At 64.1% G+C, this 17,083-nt stretch carries 4 protein-coding genes (1 of these 4 only partly in view); all 4 read right to left on the reverse strand.

Features of this window, described 5'->3' with window-relative positions; genetic code table 11:
• Tightly spaced (each overlapping or abutting the next), the 4 genes in view from HY556_10985 to HY556_11000 form a layout consistent with a single transcriptional unit that may run on beyond the window.
• Window positions 1-1,230 (reverse strand): hypothetical protein, encoded by a 1,230-nt coding sequence (locus HY556_10985; protein MBI4394298.1) that lies wholly within the window; start codon window positions 1,228-1,230, stop codon window positions 1-3.
• The gene (locus tag HY556_10990) at window positions 1,227-7,526 is read right to left on the reverse strand and encodes a DUF4129 domain-containing protein (protein ID MBI4394299.1); all 6,300 of its coding nucleotides are present in this window, start codon (window positions 7,524-7,526) and stop codon (window positions 1,227-1,229) included. Before HY556_10990 ends, HY556_10985 begins: the two co-directional genes overlap by 4 nt.
• The gene (locus HY556_10995; protein ID MBI4394300.1) at window positions 7,527-11,660 is read right to left on the reverse strand and encodes a hypothetical protein; all 4,134 of its coding nucleotides are present in this window, start codon (window positions 11,658-11,660) and stop codon (window positions 7,527-7,529) included.
• Window positions 11,657-17,083 carry the final stretch of a hypothetical protein gene (locus HY556_11000; GenBank protein MBI4394301.1) on the reverse strand. Its footprint extends 6,720 nt past the window's final position, so the window shows 5,427 of its 12,147 coding nt (coding positions 6,721-12,147); its start codon lies beyond the right edge, outside the window; the stop codon is at window positions 11,657-11,659. Before HY556_11000 ends, HY556_10995 begins: the two co-directional genes overlap by 4 nt.

Below are 17,083 nucleotides of genomic sequence, written 5' to 3' on the forward strand. Positions count from 1 at the left end.
TCATGTCTTATAGTCCTTGATGCGGCCGATGAGGTCGGCCACTTCGGCGGCCTTGACCTCCCCGCCCGGATATATGAGTTGTCTCAACCGCTCGTCGCCGACGAGCCGGGAGAGCCCTTCCGGGCCAAGGTCGCGCCAGGCGTCGTTGTCAATACCATTGACGATTTTAACCTTGTGTATGGCGCTTTCCCGGAGCCGCTCGGAGATCGGCGTCCCCCCGTTCGGGTGCGGGACGGCGACGTCGAGGAGGGGCTCGTGGGAAAGCAGCTCCTTTGGCCGTTCGATCATGAACATCGCAAGCACCGCCGCGACAAGCGCACCAACGAGGACGACGACGCGCAAGAGTGCGTCCTGCGTGGGCACGACGCCGGCGGAGATGAGCAACCGGGCCAGGAAATCGTCGCCTGCGGGGGCGTGCCTGGACTCGTCGATGAGCACCGAGCCGCCAGCGTCCCGAAACAGGGTGAGGACGAGCCGCTCGGCCATCTCCTGGTTCTCGTAGTCGCTTCGGAGCATCAGTTCGTTCGAGAAGATCTGCGGATCGGAGACGAAGGCGACGCGACGGTCCTTCGACACGTATGCGACGGCGAATCCGCGCGGGTCGTTGAAATCGGTCCCGTCCTTCACGCCGTTTCCGGCCTGGTCGGACGGCGTCGGGGAGTCCACGTAGGCGGCCGGGGTGGTCCTTGCGACCGTCTCCCCGTCGGCACCTGGCGAGATGCCAAGCGACGTCGGGACGTCGGTGAGGATCGACCAGTTGCGTCCCTCCAATGAGAGATTGACGGGCACAAGAGATTGGTTGCGTAGCTCGAGCGGGTTGGCGGTGAATGATTCGTCACGCAAGGCCCTCCTGTCGAAGCTCACGCCGAACTCTCGCGAAAGCGCGTTGGCGTAACCGAAATCATCGGCGACGAGTATCGACCCGCCGCGGCTGTGGAAGGCGAGCAGAGCCTCTATCTCCCCGCCAAGGAATTCGCGTTCGACGCCGATCGCGACGTAGAGGTGGTCGTTTGCGTCGGTGACGCCGTTGAGGACAAGCGGGGAAGAGACGATGGAGCCGGCCTCGAGTCCGTTGTCGCGTATCGTCTCCCTGAAACGCGAAAGGTCGGCTCTGCCGCCGTAGGCCGAAAGTTGCGACCTGCCTGGCGAAAGGACGTACGGGACCAACGCGACTGCGATGAGCAAGAAGACGACCGAAATCGCGACCGCACGTCGTAGGTCGACCTTCATCGCACGTCCCCCGCCCCGGCCGTTGGGGGCCCTGGCCGCGTGCCCTTGTTGACGGATAGGCCGCGCTGTACCGCCCTGAAAGCGGAGATCGCCCGTTGGCGCTCGGCGGGACCTATCTCGTGGGCGGAATAACGCGCCTCCTCGAATAGGCCGATGAACTCGTCGAGCCGGGTCTCGTCGACCGGGAACGCCGCCTTGACGGCGACGGAGAACTCTTGGGCCGTAAGGTCGGGTGTGACCGCATAGCCGTACTTCCGCAGGTACTCGACGAGCGCCCGGTATGCCGCAAGGATCGTCGCGACGTACTCGCTTCCCGCGACCAACTGGCCTTCGGCGCGCTTGAGGATCGCAGCCGCCTCCGTTGCGGCCGAGCGGCTCCAATACACGTAGGCGGCGGCGAGGCCCACCGCAAGGAGGGCGAACGCGGCGGCCGCTAGAACGAGCGCCTCTTCGCGGCTCACGGGGCCGAAGGCCGCGAGCGAATTGATGCTGAAAGTGCGTGTCGCCGGAAGGAGGATGTCGCTTCCCTGGTAGCGCACGTCGACCTGTGTCTTTCCCTCGGAGAGGACCTTCGCCGGGAAAGTCGCTTCGCCCGTGTCGTTCGTGCGTAGCAGGAACGGGTAGATGTAACCGGAGACGCGCAGTTGCAGCACCGCGTCCTTGATGGGGCCGCCCTCGTCGTCGAGCAATTGGATCCTCCCGACGAAGGACTGCCCGACCGTGAGGCGGTTCGGCGTGTAGAGGCGAAGGTCGGTCTCCCCGACGACGCTCACCTCCTCGACGAAATCCGTGCCGAAATGGTTCTTGTCCCCACGGTAGCGTAGGACGAAGGGGTACTTTCCGCGCTCCATGTCGATCGGTAGGCGCAGGCTCGCGTTCATGGCGCCACCGCTTGCGGTGTTGAGCACGGCGAGCTTCGCGTCGCCAAGGAGTGCCTCCACCTCGGCGCCGCGGATCGGACGTCCGAACTCGTCGATTAGGCGTGCTGTGAGCGCGACCTGGCCGCCGCGCACGAACCCCGTGACGGAGTCGAGCTTCACCGTGGTGCGGGCGATCGTTATGTACTTGGCGCTTCCCGTCGCGTCCCCGTATATCCCTTCGCCCACGTACTTCGCTTCGATGACGAAATCCACGACATCCGTCGTCTGGGGAAGGTATTCGGCCTCGAAGTCGCCGCCGAAATCGGTCACGACGTTTCCGATGCTCGCCCCATTGACCTTCACGTTGACGCGTGCGCTTGGGACGACGTTGCCTTCATCGTTTGTGAGCCGCCCCGTGATGTTGAGGCGTCCGAAGGGGAGGACCTTGTCCGGCAGCGTGATGGTCACACGCGTCACGACGTTGAAGTAGGTCACTACCTCAGGACTGGCTTTCTTGAGGCCGTCGACGGAACCCGGGTAACGGGCCCGGGCCTCCACGAGGCCGAGCGTCTTGTTCGCCGGCAACGCGACCCCGCGTTCGAACCGGCCGTTCGCGTCGGTGGTGGCCGGCTCGAGTGCCTCGCCTTCGAAGCTCACGTTCACCGTCTGCGAGGCGATTGGTCGTCCGAGCGCGTCGAGGAGGCGTCCGCCCAGGACGACGACGTTGCCGCGTTCGAGGCGTTTCGGCGGGAACTCAAGGCTCGTCGTGGTCACGACGCTGTAGACGGCGACGGTCGAGGATTGCGCGTAGAGGTTCGTCCCCGTGAAACTCACGACGACGGAGGTCTCGCCGACCCCCGGGGTGGAGAACCTGGAGATCGTGGTCTTGAACGTGCTCGTCGCGTTGTCGACGGGGACCTCGACGTTGCTTGCACCGAGGGCGACTCGCACCGTTAGCCTCTCCTTGACGGAGAAATCCCGGACGGGCCGACCCGCCTGATCCACCAATTGGCCGGCGACCACCACGTCCTCGGACACCAAGGGCCTGAAGTACTGTGGATCAAGCACCACGCGCGTGGACTGCGTGATGATCACGGATTCGACGACGGCGCTTGCCGCCGAGAAGGAATTGGCCTGCGGGAATTGAACGACGAACGTCCGGGCCTCCGGCGTCGCGTCGCGTGGGATCGGCGCCTCCAGGCGGTACCGGCCGGCCGCGTCAAGAGTGGTCTCGACCGCCGCGCCGTAGGATGCCATCGTGACGTTGCCGATCGCCGGGTGGTCGTCCACGTCGACGACTTTGCCTGTTATCACTAGGCTCTCGCCCGCCCGCACGCTCCGCCTTTCGTTCTCGACCACGGCCGTCATCGAAGTGCCGAAGAGTATGTCGACGCCTGCTTCGGAGGTGGAGGGAAGCGTCAACCTGTCCGCGTCGCCGGCGAAGCTCGCGTTAAGCGGGTAGCGTCCGCGCTGGGGAAGCGTCCCGACGGGGATCGTGAACTGGAAAGAGCCAGAGGCGTCGGTGGTGACCGTGGACTGCGTCCCATTGTTGAAACGAATCGTCACGTCCTTGCCGCTTATCGGCAGGCCCACGCGGTCAAGGAGCGTCCCGGATCCGTTGAGTATGCCGCCGTTCTCGGCCTTGAGGTCCGTCGGCAATCGTATGCGCGTCTCCGACCTCACGGTGAACGGTTGCGCGTAGGCGACGACGTCTGGCTTGTAGGTGCCCTCGGCGTTTCGCGTGACGATCGAGCCTGTGACATCCCGGTTCTTCGCGGCAAAGGCGTACGGCCCGTCGATGGCGCTCACGGCGTAGGCCCAAACGAACAGGCGGTCGTCGAGCCCCAAGGGGACGGTGCCCGTGTCGAGCGCCCACGTGACGGTCTCACCGGCCGAGTGGTTCGTCCCGAACAGTATCGCCGGGGCGCGAAGGAGCAACGAGTGGTCGCTTGCGAGGCTAAGGACCATCGTGAAGGTCCCGTCCGGCATCGTCTGCGCGGCGCCCGCGACCCTCGACTCGTTCGAGCTTTTCCTCACGAAGTTCGCAAGCACCATGGCCCCGCCGACGGGTTTGCCCTTGTCCGCCGTGTCCTCATCCACCATGAGCGTCCCGGTGACCGTCACCGAGTCGCCCTTGAAAAGGGAGTTCGCCGACACCGAATCGATCGTCAGCTTGGTCCTTGCCATGTCGCGCGCGTCAGGCACGCCGTCCCCATCGCGGTCGATGTCTCGCGTGGCCGTCCGTTGCGACGTCACCCAGTTCCTCGCGGCGACGGGATCTTTCGGGTCGAGGCTACCTGAGTTGTTGTGGTCGAAGAACGGCTGGGCGTCCTCACCGTTGAAATCGTCGAGCCCGTCGTTGTCGTAGTCGAGGTCGCTTCCCACCTGTTGGTCCGCGTCGTCGACGTACCCGTCTTTCGACGAATCGCCGTCGGTGTCGCTACCCGGTGGGCCGCCGGGAACAGACCTAGGCGACGAGCCGAACCACCAGACGCCGTCGGTCGCGGGGTCCCAATCGCGGGGCAGGCCTAGCCTGTATTCGGTGAGGTCGTCCAGGCCGTCGCCACCGTCGGCCTCGACGGTGTCGCTGTTGACTGCGCCGACGTTCAACGTCGGGTTGAGGCCGTAGTAGACCTCCCAACCGTCCGGCATCCCGTCGCCTCCGCCATCTTCACTGTCGAATGCTGCCGGGTCGGTCCCAAACTCGTCCTCGCCGAGGAAGGTTCCGGCCCTTTCGACGATGCCGCGCGCCCGGAACCGAGCACTCATCTCGGCGATGGTGCAACGGGGCGGCGGTGGGTTCGAAGTCGAGATGGAGGGTCCGTCGAGGAGGGAATCCCTGTCGGAGTCGAAGTCCGCGACCAGCGTGCGCCGCTCCTGGATGTTGGTTATCCCGTCGCAGTCGAGATCGCCGTTCGGGTCGTCGTCGAACGGCATCAAGGCGTCTAGGCTCCTGTCGACCTCGTTCCCATCGGTCTCGCCGCCGAGGTCCGTGTCGCCCACGTCCGATCCGTCGGACGTCTTGTCCGTCGGGACGGGGGAGGTGCCGCGCTCGAATTCCTCGAGGTTCGTGAGGCCGTCCGCGTCGAAATCGCTCGTCGCACCTTCGCCATTTATCGGGCTCAGCTCTATCGCTATCGCGGGGTTCACGCCCGAGTAGTATAATTCCCAGGCGTCTGGGAGCGAATCGTCGTCCGTGTCCGTCTTGTCGGGGTTAAGGAAGAAATTGTAGGCCGCCTCATAGGTGAGTTCGAACGTGCCGTGGACGCGTACTACCGTGCGCGACCCCCCACCGCTTTTCGGGATGTTGTAGAAGACGTCGCCCCCGGTACCGCTCGAGGACGCCTCCGTGGGCACGAAGCTCTCCTTGTTCTTTGCGTCAAGCGGGACGCTTGAGGTGAGCTCGCCTGCGGTGGGACTCCCGTCGCGCCCCGCGAAGCGCACGTATTCCAGTTTTGAGAGCGTCTGCCTGGCGTCGCTCGAGTTCAACGGGTTCCTCTTGAAGTAGACCTCCCACCCGTCAGTGATGTTGTCGGCGTCCGAATCGCCGAGGTTCGGGTTCGTGCCCCGGGCAAACTCCTCGATGTTCGTGTAGACGAGGCGTAGGACGCTGCCGCCCGTGTAGAAGCGGGCGCCGTCTCCGTCGAGGTCCCTGTCCGCGTCGGATTTCCCGTCCGAAAGGCGAAGCGAATCCCGGGCGCTCGCGTTCAGGTTCCAGTCAAGAAGCGTGTCGTTGAAAGAGGCGAACCGGTTCTCCCAGTCGTCCGGCAACTGGTCCTGGTCGCTGTCGCGCGTCCCCGGGTCGGTGACCGGCAGGGTGCGCAGGTCCTCCCGTCCGAGCGACGCTTTTCTTCTCGGGGGGACCAACTCGTCCCCGTCGAGTATGGTGTCGGCGTCCGAGTCCGGGTCCACGACGTTCGGGATCCCATCGATGTCAATGTCCCCACCGGGTTGGAGGGCCCGCTTGATGTCCTCGCCCGTCTCAACACCGCTCACGTTCCGCCTTCCCCTCTCGGCCTTTATGGCGGCGATCGCCTCGTCCGACACGGTCAGCGAGCGCAAGGTCCAGTACGCGTGCTCGTCGCCGTCGAGAAGCCCGTCACCGTCGCTGTCCCCGGCCACGGGCGAAAGACGCGGCGTCGACTCGAATGAGACCTCGAAGGCGTCGTCGAGGCCGTCGAGGTCGGTGTCCGGCCTCCTCGGATCGGTCCGGGCGAACGTCAAGTTCCTCGTGCCCCGCAAGGCGTAACCATCGAACTCCTCGAGGTCCGTGAGCCCATCGCCGTCGGTGTCCGCAAGGCTAGGGCTTGACGTCGTCCTGAACGTCCTTTCCTCCACGGTTATCTCCCAACCGCCGACCTCCTGCAAGTCGCTTAGGCCGTCGCCGTCGGTGTCCTTGGAGCGCGGGTCCGAGAACGCGAGGAACTCCTGGAGGTTCGTGAGTCCGTCGGAGTCGAGGTCGGCCGATGCGTCCCCCGGCGAGAGGGGGTCGAGGAAGTACTTCACTTCCCAACCGTCGCCCATCCCGTCGGCGTCGGTGTCGTTGTTTCCAGGGTCGAGGCCTATGGAGAAGAGGAAGGCCCGGTTCGTGACGTTCTCGGCCAGCACCCCTAAGACGCGTGCGGAGAAGAGGAACTCGTCCTGGGTGGTGAGCCCGTCGCCGTCCGGGTCGAGGAACGCGACGCCCACGTCGAGAGCGTCCAACTTGTAGAAGACCAGCCACCCGTCGGCTATCCCCGCGCCGCTTGTCGAGAAGCGCACGGGGTCGGTCTTGTAATTGTCGATCTCCTGCGGGTCCTCGAGGCCGTCGTCGTCCGAATCGCGTTTCGACGCGTTCGTGCCGCGGCGGAACTCGTCGATGTTCACGAGGCCGTCCCCGTCGTTGTCGGCGGCCGCGTCGTTACGCGATGGGTCGAGGCCGCTTCGGATCTCATAACCGTCGGGCATCCCATCGGCGTCGGAATCCGGCGCCCACGGGTCGGTGCCTGCCACGAACTCGCCTACGTTGTCGAGCCCGTCACGGTCGGCGTCGTCGCCGGAGTCGAAAACGGACGCGTCGGGCCGGTAGACGCCGCTCACCGCGTCGAGTCGCCGGTTGTCGGCCTCCCACTTGTCGGGTGCCCCGTCCCCGTCGGTGTCCGCCTTGAACGGGTCGGACCCGTAACGGAAGAGCTCATCGAGGTCGGAGACGCCGTCGGAATCCGAGTCCGCGATCGCGAGCGAACTGTCCTCCGTCACGTTCTCAAGGCCAAGTTGCCTGCTTTCCGAGAAGCGGCCGAAGTAAGTGCTTCCCACGGCTGCCACGATGACAAGGCCCGATACGAGTAGGAGCCCGGCAGCCGCGAGGCGGCGCCTTCGCGCGCGTAGGAACGCGAACAGGTCACCGGCCGTCGCCATACGAGGCCGGCGCGTCTCTCGAGTGATGCCCTTTCCCATCTACCTCCTCCGTCGTAGGAAGGCCGCAGGGGCAAGTGAGAGGAGGAGATAAATGACTTGGGGTCCCGGGGTGGAGAAACTGCGGGAGAGGTCGGCCTCCACTGCGTTGTTCTCCTCATCCGTCTCCCGGTACGAACCCGCCGGGTCCACGGTGAAGCGAGCCGTCTTTGCCTCCTTCGTCGCCGTCCACGGGATCTGCACCGTGCGCGGTTCCTCCGGGGGAAGGCTCTCGATGGTGACGTTTCTCAACGCCACGCCGTCGATGACCATCTCGATGAGTACACCGGTGGCCGGTGCCGTCCCGTGGTTCACCACTTTGAGGTTGAAGGAGACCGGCTCGTCCGCGCTCAAGCGGTCGGGCTTCGATACGTCGATTATCTCCAGGTCGTACTGGATCTGCGTCACGTTGAACGGGTACGCTTGATCCGTCCCTGACAGGGTCGTAACGAGGTCGAAGCGCGGCGACCTTTCGCCGAACGTCTCCGGCGAACGCACCGTCACGTTCACCGCCGCGGTCTCCCCTGGCCCGAGGGCGACGACACCGTCCACGGGGTCGGAAAGGAAAGCCTCCCAACCTGCCGGGCCCTTCACGCCGAGCTTCGTCGAGACGTTCACGTTCCCTACGTTCTCGACGATGAGTCCTACGCGCCTTGACGCCCCGGGTGCCACGAGGACGTTACGCTCCTCCTGTTCGACGGAGAGCACTTCAAGGCGTTTCACGAGTGCCGTGAAGTTGATAGTGGTGAGGTTCGTCGTGTGGACGCGCTCGTCCCTGAAAGTGAGTCCGATGGAGACGTTGTAAGCGCCCGGTTTCGCGTTCTTCACCATCTCGAAGTTGGCCTTGAAAAGGCGGCTTTCCCCCGGGAGCATCTCCTGCGGGGCTAGGGGTTCCCGCCCGAGGTAGCGCCAACCCGCCGGTAGGCCCGCGGGGTTGATCTCCAATTGGAATGGCCCGTTGGCCTGACTTTTCACCTGCATCTCATAGGAGATCGGTTCACCGGGGAGCAGGTTCTTCCCCGGTGCCGCGGTGAGTTCATTCGTGAAATTGTTCGCGACGACGGCCTCAAGTACCACCGAATCGCTGGGAAGCGTCGCGTTCAACGTCTCAAGTTGCGACGTCGCGATGACGCGCGACTGGACGAGACGCCCCACTTCGACCGCGTCGGGTGCTGTAAGCGTGAAGTTCACCACTTTCACATCGAGACGGTTGCCGAGGGGGTCGAGTTTTCCCTGGCCTTCGAGCGGGAACTGGATGTCGGAGAGGTTCGCCTTCCACCCCGCGGGAAACGCCCCGGAGAACGTCATCTTCACCGTCGTCGCCGCTCCAAGGTTGGTGACCTCCACGGGGTAGACCGTGGAATTACGGGGAAGGATGAACTTGGACGCAGCATCCACCCCGACCTTGATGCGGCTCTCGACGTTGATGAGGGTACTTGCCGCGAGTTGATCCACCTTGCTGGCGTCGTTCTCGCTCACGGCTTGGATGGTCGCCGTGAACGGGATCGGTTGGTCCGTGTCTGGCGCGCTCACGTTGAAGACTATGACCTTCTCCTCCCCCACCATGAGGTTAAGCGTCACGGCGGGCTTTCCGAAGGAGTCGGTTAGCGCTTCCCCGGTGGGGCCAAGAAGCGTCGAATTGAATCCAAGCCTGTCTCCCCGCGTCGTTGAGAACGTGAGCACGTCGTCGCCGGTGCCGGTGTTCTTCACCGCTATCTGGTAAGCCGTCGAGGCTCCGGCGGCGATGACGCGGGAGATCTCCTTCTTCCCGTTCGACACGAACTTCATCTCGAACTCGTACTTCGTCTGCACGGTGCCAAGCCCCTGCGCCCGGTCCTTCATGTTGGGGTTTCCGACCGATTGGGCGGTCACGGTGAGCGTCACCGAGTCTCCCGTCGAGGCGTTCGATGGCACTTGGAGCACCACGGGGACTTCCCGCTCCTCGAGGTAAGAGACGTTCTCGATTATCGCCGCCCCGAGGCTCGTCTTCCACCCGTCCCGATCGACGGCGACCGAGAGGCCAATGCTGTCCGAAAGGCCGTGACCCTTCACGTCCCGGGCGAGGTTGCGGACGACGAAGTTGAAGACCGCCGAATCACCGGGTTTCAACGTGTTCGTGACGAAACGCGTGTCGTCTTTCCAGGCGAGGAGGTAGCCGAAGTACTCGGCCTGGCCCATTTCGTAAAGGGGCGAGCCGAGGCGGCCAGGGTAGAAGGTGAAGTACGACTTTTCTCGTTCGAGCATCTTGTACAGGAAGACCGGCTTGTTCGAAGTGACACGGTAGTTTCCGACGGGCATCAGGTTCTGGGTGGTGGCGGCCTTGTTGAGGACCACCGTGTTCTGGCTTATCGTGCGGTTCACGATGTTGTCGCCGGACGAGTAGTTGTATATGCTCAGCCGCGTGTCGTTGTAGATGGCGAACGCGAAGGCGCGGGCCCTCTTCGTGTTCGTGTGGTGCTCTGTCACCACGGGTTCGAACACCTTGCCCCCGACTCCTCCCACGGCGTGGATGCCGACTTCGCCCGAGGTCACGGATATCCTGGAGGCCGTGGAAGTGAAGCCATAGATGGGGGCATCCAACGCGTGCGCGGGTTGGAATTTGTTGTAAGAGTGTCCGCCGGCGCCTGCCGTGAATGTCCCGCGCACGGCCGCTGCCGGGTTCAGGTACTCGTAGGCGGTGACGCTCCCGGCGCCCTGCCCCACGACGTCGAAGTCGATGCTGGCTGTTCCGACGAGGAGTTTCCCGAAAGGAGCGCCGTATTGGCTGTGCATCTGGTAACCGACGAGCCCCTTCGTGTATCCGGCGGCATGGATCGATATTGGAGCGTCGCTCGTCACCAGGGCCAAGGCACCTGGGAGGAACGCCGGGTACACTTCGCCTTGCATGATCTTCATTGATTGACGCGGGACGCTGATGCTCATGGGTGGCGTGCCCACAGGGCACGAGAGGCAGACGATCTGCACGTTCGCGGCCAAGTCGTAGGTCACGATCTCGAACGCCATCGTGCACTCATTGTTCGGATATTGGTCACAGAACGCGGCGCCGGTCTCGTGTTCATGACCGGTCATCGGCGTGAAAATGAAGGTCTTCCCGACCGGAGGCCCGTCGATGGAGGGGTAGACGGTCGAAAAAATGGCATTCGCGTCGGCGCTTCCATCAAGGAGGCCCTTCTGCCCCACGGCAAGAGTCACAGGCCTCGTGGATTCGAACTTGAAAAAGAACGGGTCTCCGCGCAGGATGGGGATCTCAAGCCGCCCCCTCGGGTCGCCCGCGAGCGCCGATCCCATCACGTGGGTGTAGCCTATGCCGGGGAGGAAGTACGGCTCCGGGGGGTTGCCGCCGGACGGGACCGATGGGTACTTCGACAGGCGGACGGTGGTGTTCGCGTAGGGGCTCACGACGTAGAGCGACGTGCCGGGCCCCGGGCTGTCGGCAAGCACGCCGTCCGCCGGGGCGTAACCGTAGAATTCCGTGCCTCTCGACAGCCAGTAGAGGGCATCGAGGGGAGCCATCTCCTCCTCGGAGAAGACCGCGGCCGGTTTCTTCCCGTTCTCAAGTATGTCGAAGTAGATGAAGTAGAGGCGGGGTGAATCGAATATCCCTTCGAGGATGAAAGTGACGGTCCCTATGGCGTTCGAGCCCGCGTCGAAGATGGTGGTCCGGCGTTCAAGGTTCTCAAGAAGCGCCGGGGTGAACGTCGCGGGGACGACGTCACTTCCCTTCGCCGTCCGCAAGACCTCGCCGTTCTCCTGGCTGTACCAGACGACGCGCACGGAATCCGTGTCAAGCGTGAATGAGGAAAGGCGCTTCAACGGGTCCTGCGGCCAGCGCGCCTCGCCTTTGGCGTTCCTGATAGCCTCCGTGAAATCGACCTCTATCTCGGCCGGATAGTTCGAGATCCGGTCACCCTCCAACCCGGCGGTCCCGTTGTTTGTGAGACGGTCGAGGAGGAACGGTTTCACGAGCACGGGCACGCGCATGTGCCACGTGGCGTTCCACCACGCGTAACTGACGCCGTCAAGTAGCACCTGGTCGGCGTGGGCCATCGACGAGGGAAGCAATCGATCGCCGGAGGGCGGGCTGGGTGCTACGATGAGAAGTGCGAGGACCAACGCCGTGAGTGGGCCCCGCTTCACATCTGCCTTCTCCTCGACATCAGCACGGCGGCCGCGCCGATGAGCGCGAGCGTCATGAGGGGCTCATAGCCCGGGACCGCCCGTCTCACCTCGGCGAACACGTTGCCGTCGGCTCCTCCCACCTTCAACACTCCAAGCCTTGAGTTGTCATCCTTGTCGTATTCCGCGATGGATCTTCCCGGGTCGACTGCGGCAAGAAGCACGTGGTCGCCTCCGGCGCTCACCCATTCGAAGGTGACGCTCGTCCTCTCGCCGGGTTCGAGCGGCGGCAGGGTCTTCGATTGGACGAGGGTATCGTCCACGTAGAGGCCGATGGGCACCCCGTCGGCGGACGTGTCGCCCTGGTTCTCCACGGCCACCGTGATGGTCACGGGCGCACCTGCCTTCACGTTGAACTTCGGCGTGACCTGCAAGTCGACGACCGACAGGTCGGGCGCCCTCACGCGGACAATCGTCTTCCCGACGTTCGCCACCCCCTCGTCGGTGGAGGCGGTCACGGAGACGATGTAGTCCCCGACGGAAGCGTCGGCGGGGACGAAAAGGTCGAGAGACACGGGTTTCGAGTCTCCCGTCGCGAGGACGATGCTGTCACGTTCGAGCACGTATTTCCAACCTTGCGGGGCTCCCACGGTGATGTTCGCCGGCGCTTTGGCGTTCCCGAGGTTCTCAAGCGTGAGTCTCAAAGGCGTCATCGACAATGGCCGCACGAGCAACGCGCTCTCCGCGAACGAGGGGGCGATGACGGCCTTGGGCCTGATCGTGATGGAAGCACTCGTCGTGTTCTTGGCTTCCTTTCCGAGGACGGCGAGCCTCAACGTGTAGACACCGGGTTCTGCGTCCATCGGGACCGTGAGGCCCACAGGCACGACGCCGCGTTCGTAGGGGAGGATCGCGATCTGCGGCGCCGAGACGGTCCAACCGAAGGGCGCTTCAACGAGTTGGGCCGTGACGGTGTCGAGGCCGTTACCCGTGTTGTCAAACGCCAGGTCCACCGGGAACGTCCCGGGTTCGCTCTCCGCTGCCGCCCGTATCGCTCGCAGGCCATGCACTTGCGCGACCGCTACCTTGATCGGGACCGTCGCCACCTGGCTCGTGTTCTGGCTCGCGATGCGCAAGTTCGCCACGTACGCGCCCGCGGTCGAATCGACGGGCACGTTCGCCTCGACCATGACCGAGCCCGTTGTGCCGTTGTCGAGGAACATCGCGCGGGCGTCCTTGAGGCCTTCCCGCACCGACCCGCTCCATTGGCGGGGGAGTTCTAAGGAGAGGAGGTAGGTGTCGCCCGTGTTGCCGCGGTTCTCGATGTCTATCCTGCTTTCGATCGTCTCGCCTTGCCTTGCCATCTTGGCCGGCGTGACGAGGCGAGCGACGAGTCCTTGGCTACGGACGACTATCTGTTGCGAATAGGAGTTGTCCTCCTCGGTCTCGACGAGTTCCGGAACACCCGCCTTCGTCACGGCGCGGATGAAGAGCGTGAACTTGCCGGGGAAGACCGCCTTCCAAGTGAGGCTCAGGCGTTGGGTGCTACCGGCGGGGATGGAAGCGTCGAGGAAGTGCGGCGGCTCGCCTGCGAGGATGTCGGTGACTCCGGCAAGCGCCGTCATCTGTATTGCGACGGCCTCCGCGCCTCCCACGTTGGCCACGTCCACGTCGATGTGGACGGTGTCGTCGACCTTCGGCTCCGGATTGTCCACGTAGACGCCCAATTGGAGGTCGGGGAAGCTCGCTTTGCGGATCTCGACGGAGCGGACGACGACGTTGTCCGCCTCGTTTGTCTCAAGGATCTCGTCAAAGGGATCGACCGTGACGGAGAGGTTGTGGAGTCCCGCGACGCGCGGCGTGAAGACGACGGAGAGGGTCCTCGATTGCTGTGCCGGAATGTTGAGCGTCGGCAGGTCGCTTCCGTCGGCCTGGCGAAGGATCTGGTCCGGCTGCCCGACGACCTTGTCGACCACCTGGAGCCGTACCTGTCGGGCCTCGGCCACGCCATCGTTCAACACCGCGATGTCGAGGCTCCTTGGCCTTCCTACGGGCACAAGATCGTCTACCGTGATGGCCTGCGATTGTAGCGCCAGGTTCGGCTTGTCCAAGTAGTTGTAGGAGAGGTTGACCGAGGAGGTGGCCCTGATACTGGCCGCCTGGACGGAGACGGCGGAGAGCTTCACCGATTGGAAGCCCTCCTTCTGCTTGGTCGTGTCCTGGGGCGGGATGTAGACGCGTAGCCGCAGCGTCTCGGACTGGCCCGGATCGAGCCTCACGGTCGCGCTGGGGGAGAGCGAAGCGTCGACGAGGGGTCTTCCTCTCGAATCCGTTATCTCGATGCGCCAACCCGCGGGGACCGTCGTGTTCCTGCCGTTCTCGTCCGTGAACTCGACGCGGTAATCGTCCGAGTACTCGCCCGTGTTCTTGAGGACGAACCTGTAGACCTTGTCCGTGTCGTCGATCGCGGGTGCTTCCTGGCGGGGCCCGAGGCTCACGTTGTTCGCGCTTATGGTGACGTCGTCGAGGATCCACCCGCCGGCGCTCGAACCTACGGAGATGTTGAACCTGAGGCGGAACTGTTTGGCGCCTGCGAAGCCTTGCGACAGCCGCAAGCTGCTTTCAAGGTCCATGACGAACGGGTCGAACTTCGGGGTCGCGAAGTCGCTCGAACTGCCGTTGAGGATGAACGGGTTGTTGCCCCCGTCGCGAATCACCTGGACGGGTTCCCAGTTGGACGCGGTCGGCAGGAACTCCGGATCGCTGAGGTCGAACAACGCGAACTGCAGGGCGCCTTGAGCGGTGTTCGGGGGGAACTGGAACGAGTGCATCATGTGGAGCCTAGGGCTACGCATGCCTTCGAGCGATACCACTGGCGACTGTAGGTCTGCGAGGAACGGTACCGGTGTGTACGGTTGCGGGCACTGGGGGCCGATATCGCTGCAACCCGGGTCGGCCGCGACCGGTCCCGTCGTCATGGACCAGTTCTTCGTGTAATTGTAGGTCATCACCGTGTGCCACGGTAGGCCGGTGCAGGCTGGGCACGCACCCGTGCTCTGGATCCAGCTTGCGAAATGTTCGTCGCGCGGCGTCGAAGCGGCCTTCGGGCCCTCTTCGGCGAAGGGATCGTACAATTGGCTGAACTTGGCCGCGGGCTCGGTGCTTCTCGTCACCGCGTCCTTGATGATCCCCTTTCCGACGTTGAACGAGGTCGTGGTCGCGTCCTTGAACTGAGTGGGGACCCCCGCCAACACGACGTCGTGGTTGACTTCCACCGTCGCGTCGTAGAGGCCGTCGAGGCCGTCGAGCATCGTCGCGGGGACGTCCCACACGAACTCCTTGACCTCGAACGGGTCCCTGAAGAACGGTATGAATATGGTGAGGTTCGCCTCGCTGCGGCTGAACTCGGAAGCGGGCGCGTTCCTCTTGGTCACGTTGAGGAACGCGGAAGTGACGGTGACGCCGGAATCGAACCCGTAGTTCTCGATTCTCGCCGTGACCTTGAGATCCGGCGCGGTCCCGTTCTCGGCGTCGTAGTCGTTCGGGCTCACCGTGACGTTTCGGACCCTCAAGGTCGAATAGGGGACGACGAGCGTCTCCGGGATGTCGAACGTTGCGTTGTTGTCGTAGAGGAGGAGCTCGTCGCCGACTTTCTCGTTCGTGAGGTTCGCAAAGACGGTGTAGGACCGCTTCGGTTCCGCGCTCCACGTGAACTCGCCCGAATCGCCCGCGTCGATGACGCGCACCTCGCCTGGCTCAAGTACCAACGTGTCCGTGTGGAAGAACGTCTTCCGGGTGGTCGGGTCCGACGGGTCGAGGGCCAACGTGTCCTCCTTGCAATCGGGCGGTGGGACGTTGCACTTCGAGTGGACCGTGAGGTCCAACCCGACGGTGGCCGTGGTCTGGCCCCGATTTGCGACCTTGACCGCGATGGGGTTGCTTCCCGCGGACGACGGAAGCACCGGCGTCTGGGGCAAGGGTGTCAGCACCTTGATCGCCACGTTCTCCTGGTGTTTCACGGCGAGGACCTCTGCGGCCAATATGTCCCAACCGTAGCGCGTGCCCGAGTTGTCGGCACCCGCGTGGAAGCGGACGGAGACGTCCGGTTCGGGGCGTAAGACCGAGGCTTGGACCTTCACCTCGTAGATCCTCCAATACTCCGTATCGGCGTGGTCGGTCGTCGAGAAGTACGCGTGGAAGGCGATGAGCACCTCGCGGCCCGCGTAGTTCGTGAGGTTGAACCTGTTCCACGAGCGTTCGCAGGCGGTCCTTGGTTGGCCTAGGCTCGGGCCCGAATTCCTGGAGCAACCGGCGAACACCTTGCCGCCGATACCGAACTGGCTGTCCCGCTCGGGGTCTTTCTCGCGCCCCGCAAAGGGCGTGTGCGCGGCGAAAGTCGAGCTGTGGTTGAAGAGATCGTAGTACTGGTTGCTTATCCCCGAGTACGATGCATCCGGCTCTATCGGGCTCCAGGTCACCCCATCGTCGGCGGACACTTCCAGCCTCCCGCCGCTTGTGGCGCCCCTGGTCGTGCCGCGTGCATCGGTGAAGCTGAGCGTGTCGAAGAAGTACTGGTGGTTGAGGTAGAGGTACGTGTCGTCGACCGCGCTCTTGAGGTCCAAGGGCGTCACGAAGCGGCTGTCGGCTCCGGACGAGTTCGCCTCGTAGAACGTGCGCCCATCGCTCCCGACGCGCTGCACCCAGACTTTTGCCTTCGAGAACGTGATGTTGTCGAACCCTTGCGACCAGTTTCGCGCCCCGCCGACTACCCGTGTTTGCGAGATGTTCCCGTTGAACTGACCGCCCGTCGCGCCCGTGCCGATCACGAGTTGGCTCGGCGTGCCGCCGGTCAAGGCCGCCGTGCTCGCGAACGGACACGACTTGTCGATGACGCCGTCGACGAAGAGGCGCAACTGTTGTCCTTGCGAGTTCTGAGTGCTGGCCGTCGTCGCATCGCGAACACCGAGGAGGTGATGCCAGTAGGAGTCGGAGACGTTCGTGGAGCCTTGGCAGAGTGTCGGCGAACCGGAGACGCCGAACTTGAAGAACGCCTTCCCGCCCTTGACGCCCAACTCGTAACCCGCGGTGTTGAGGAAGTTGACGACGGAACCGTCGGTGTCGGTGGTGTTGATCCACGTCTCGACCGTCAGACTTGCGGCGGACGGGAGGTAGCCCGTTGGAGGCACCGGGCAGGCATTACCGGAACAACCTTGGCCCGCGCCATTCAAGCCGCCACGTGGGGGCTGCTGCATGAGAGTGGTCGCGGCCGTCGAGGCTTGGCCGGTCTTCCCGTACGGGATGTTAAGGACCGCGTTGACGCCGGCCACCGGCACGTCTGAGCCCACGATGGGGAATTCAAGTTGCTGCGCGTCGCCTTGGAGGAGCAGATCGCCGGCGGAGTTGTACGCCTTCCGGTCGAGCGACGTGTTGAAACTCATGTTGAG

This window comes from Euryarchaeota archaeon (assembly GCA_016207515.1).
Taxonomy (GTDB): domain Archaea; phylum Thermoplasmatota; class SW-10-69-26; order JACQPN01; family JACQPN01; genus JACQPN01.

Coding starts and splice junctions, on each gene's coding strand:
- HY556_10990 (MBI4394299.1), bottom strand. CDS start 7,526: ATGGGAAAGGGCATCACTCGAGAGACGCGCCGGCCTCGTATGGCGACG.
- HY556_10985 (MBI4394298.1), bottom strand. CDS start 1,230: ATGAAGGTCGACCTACGACGTGCGGTCGCGATTTCGGTCGTCTTCTTG.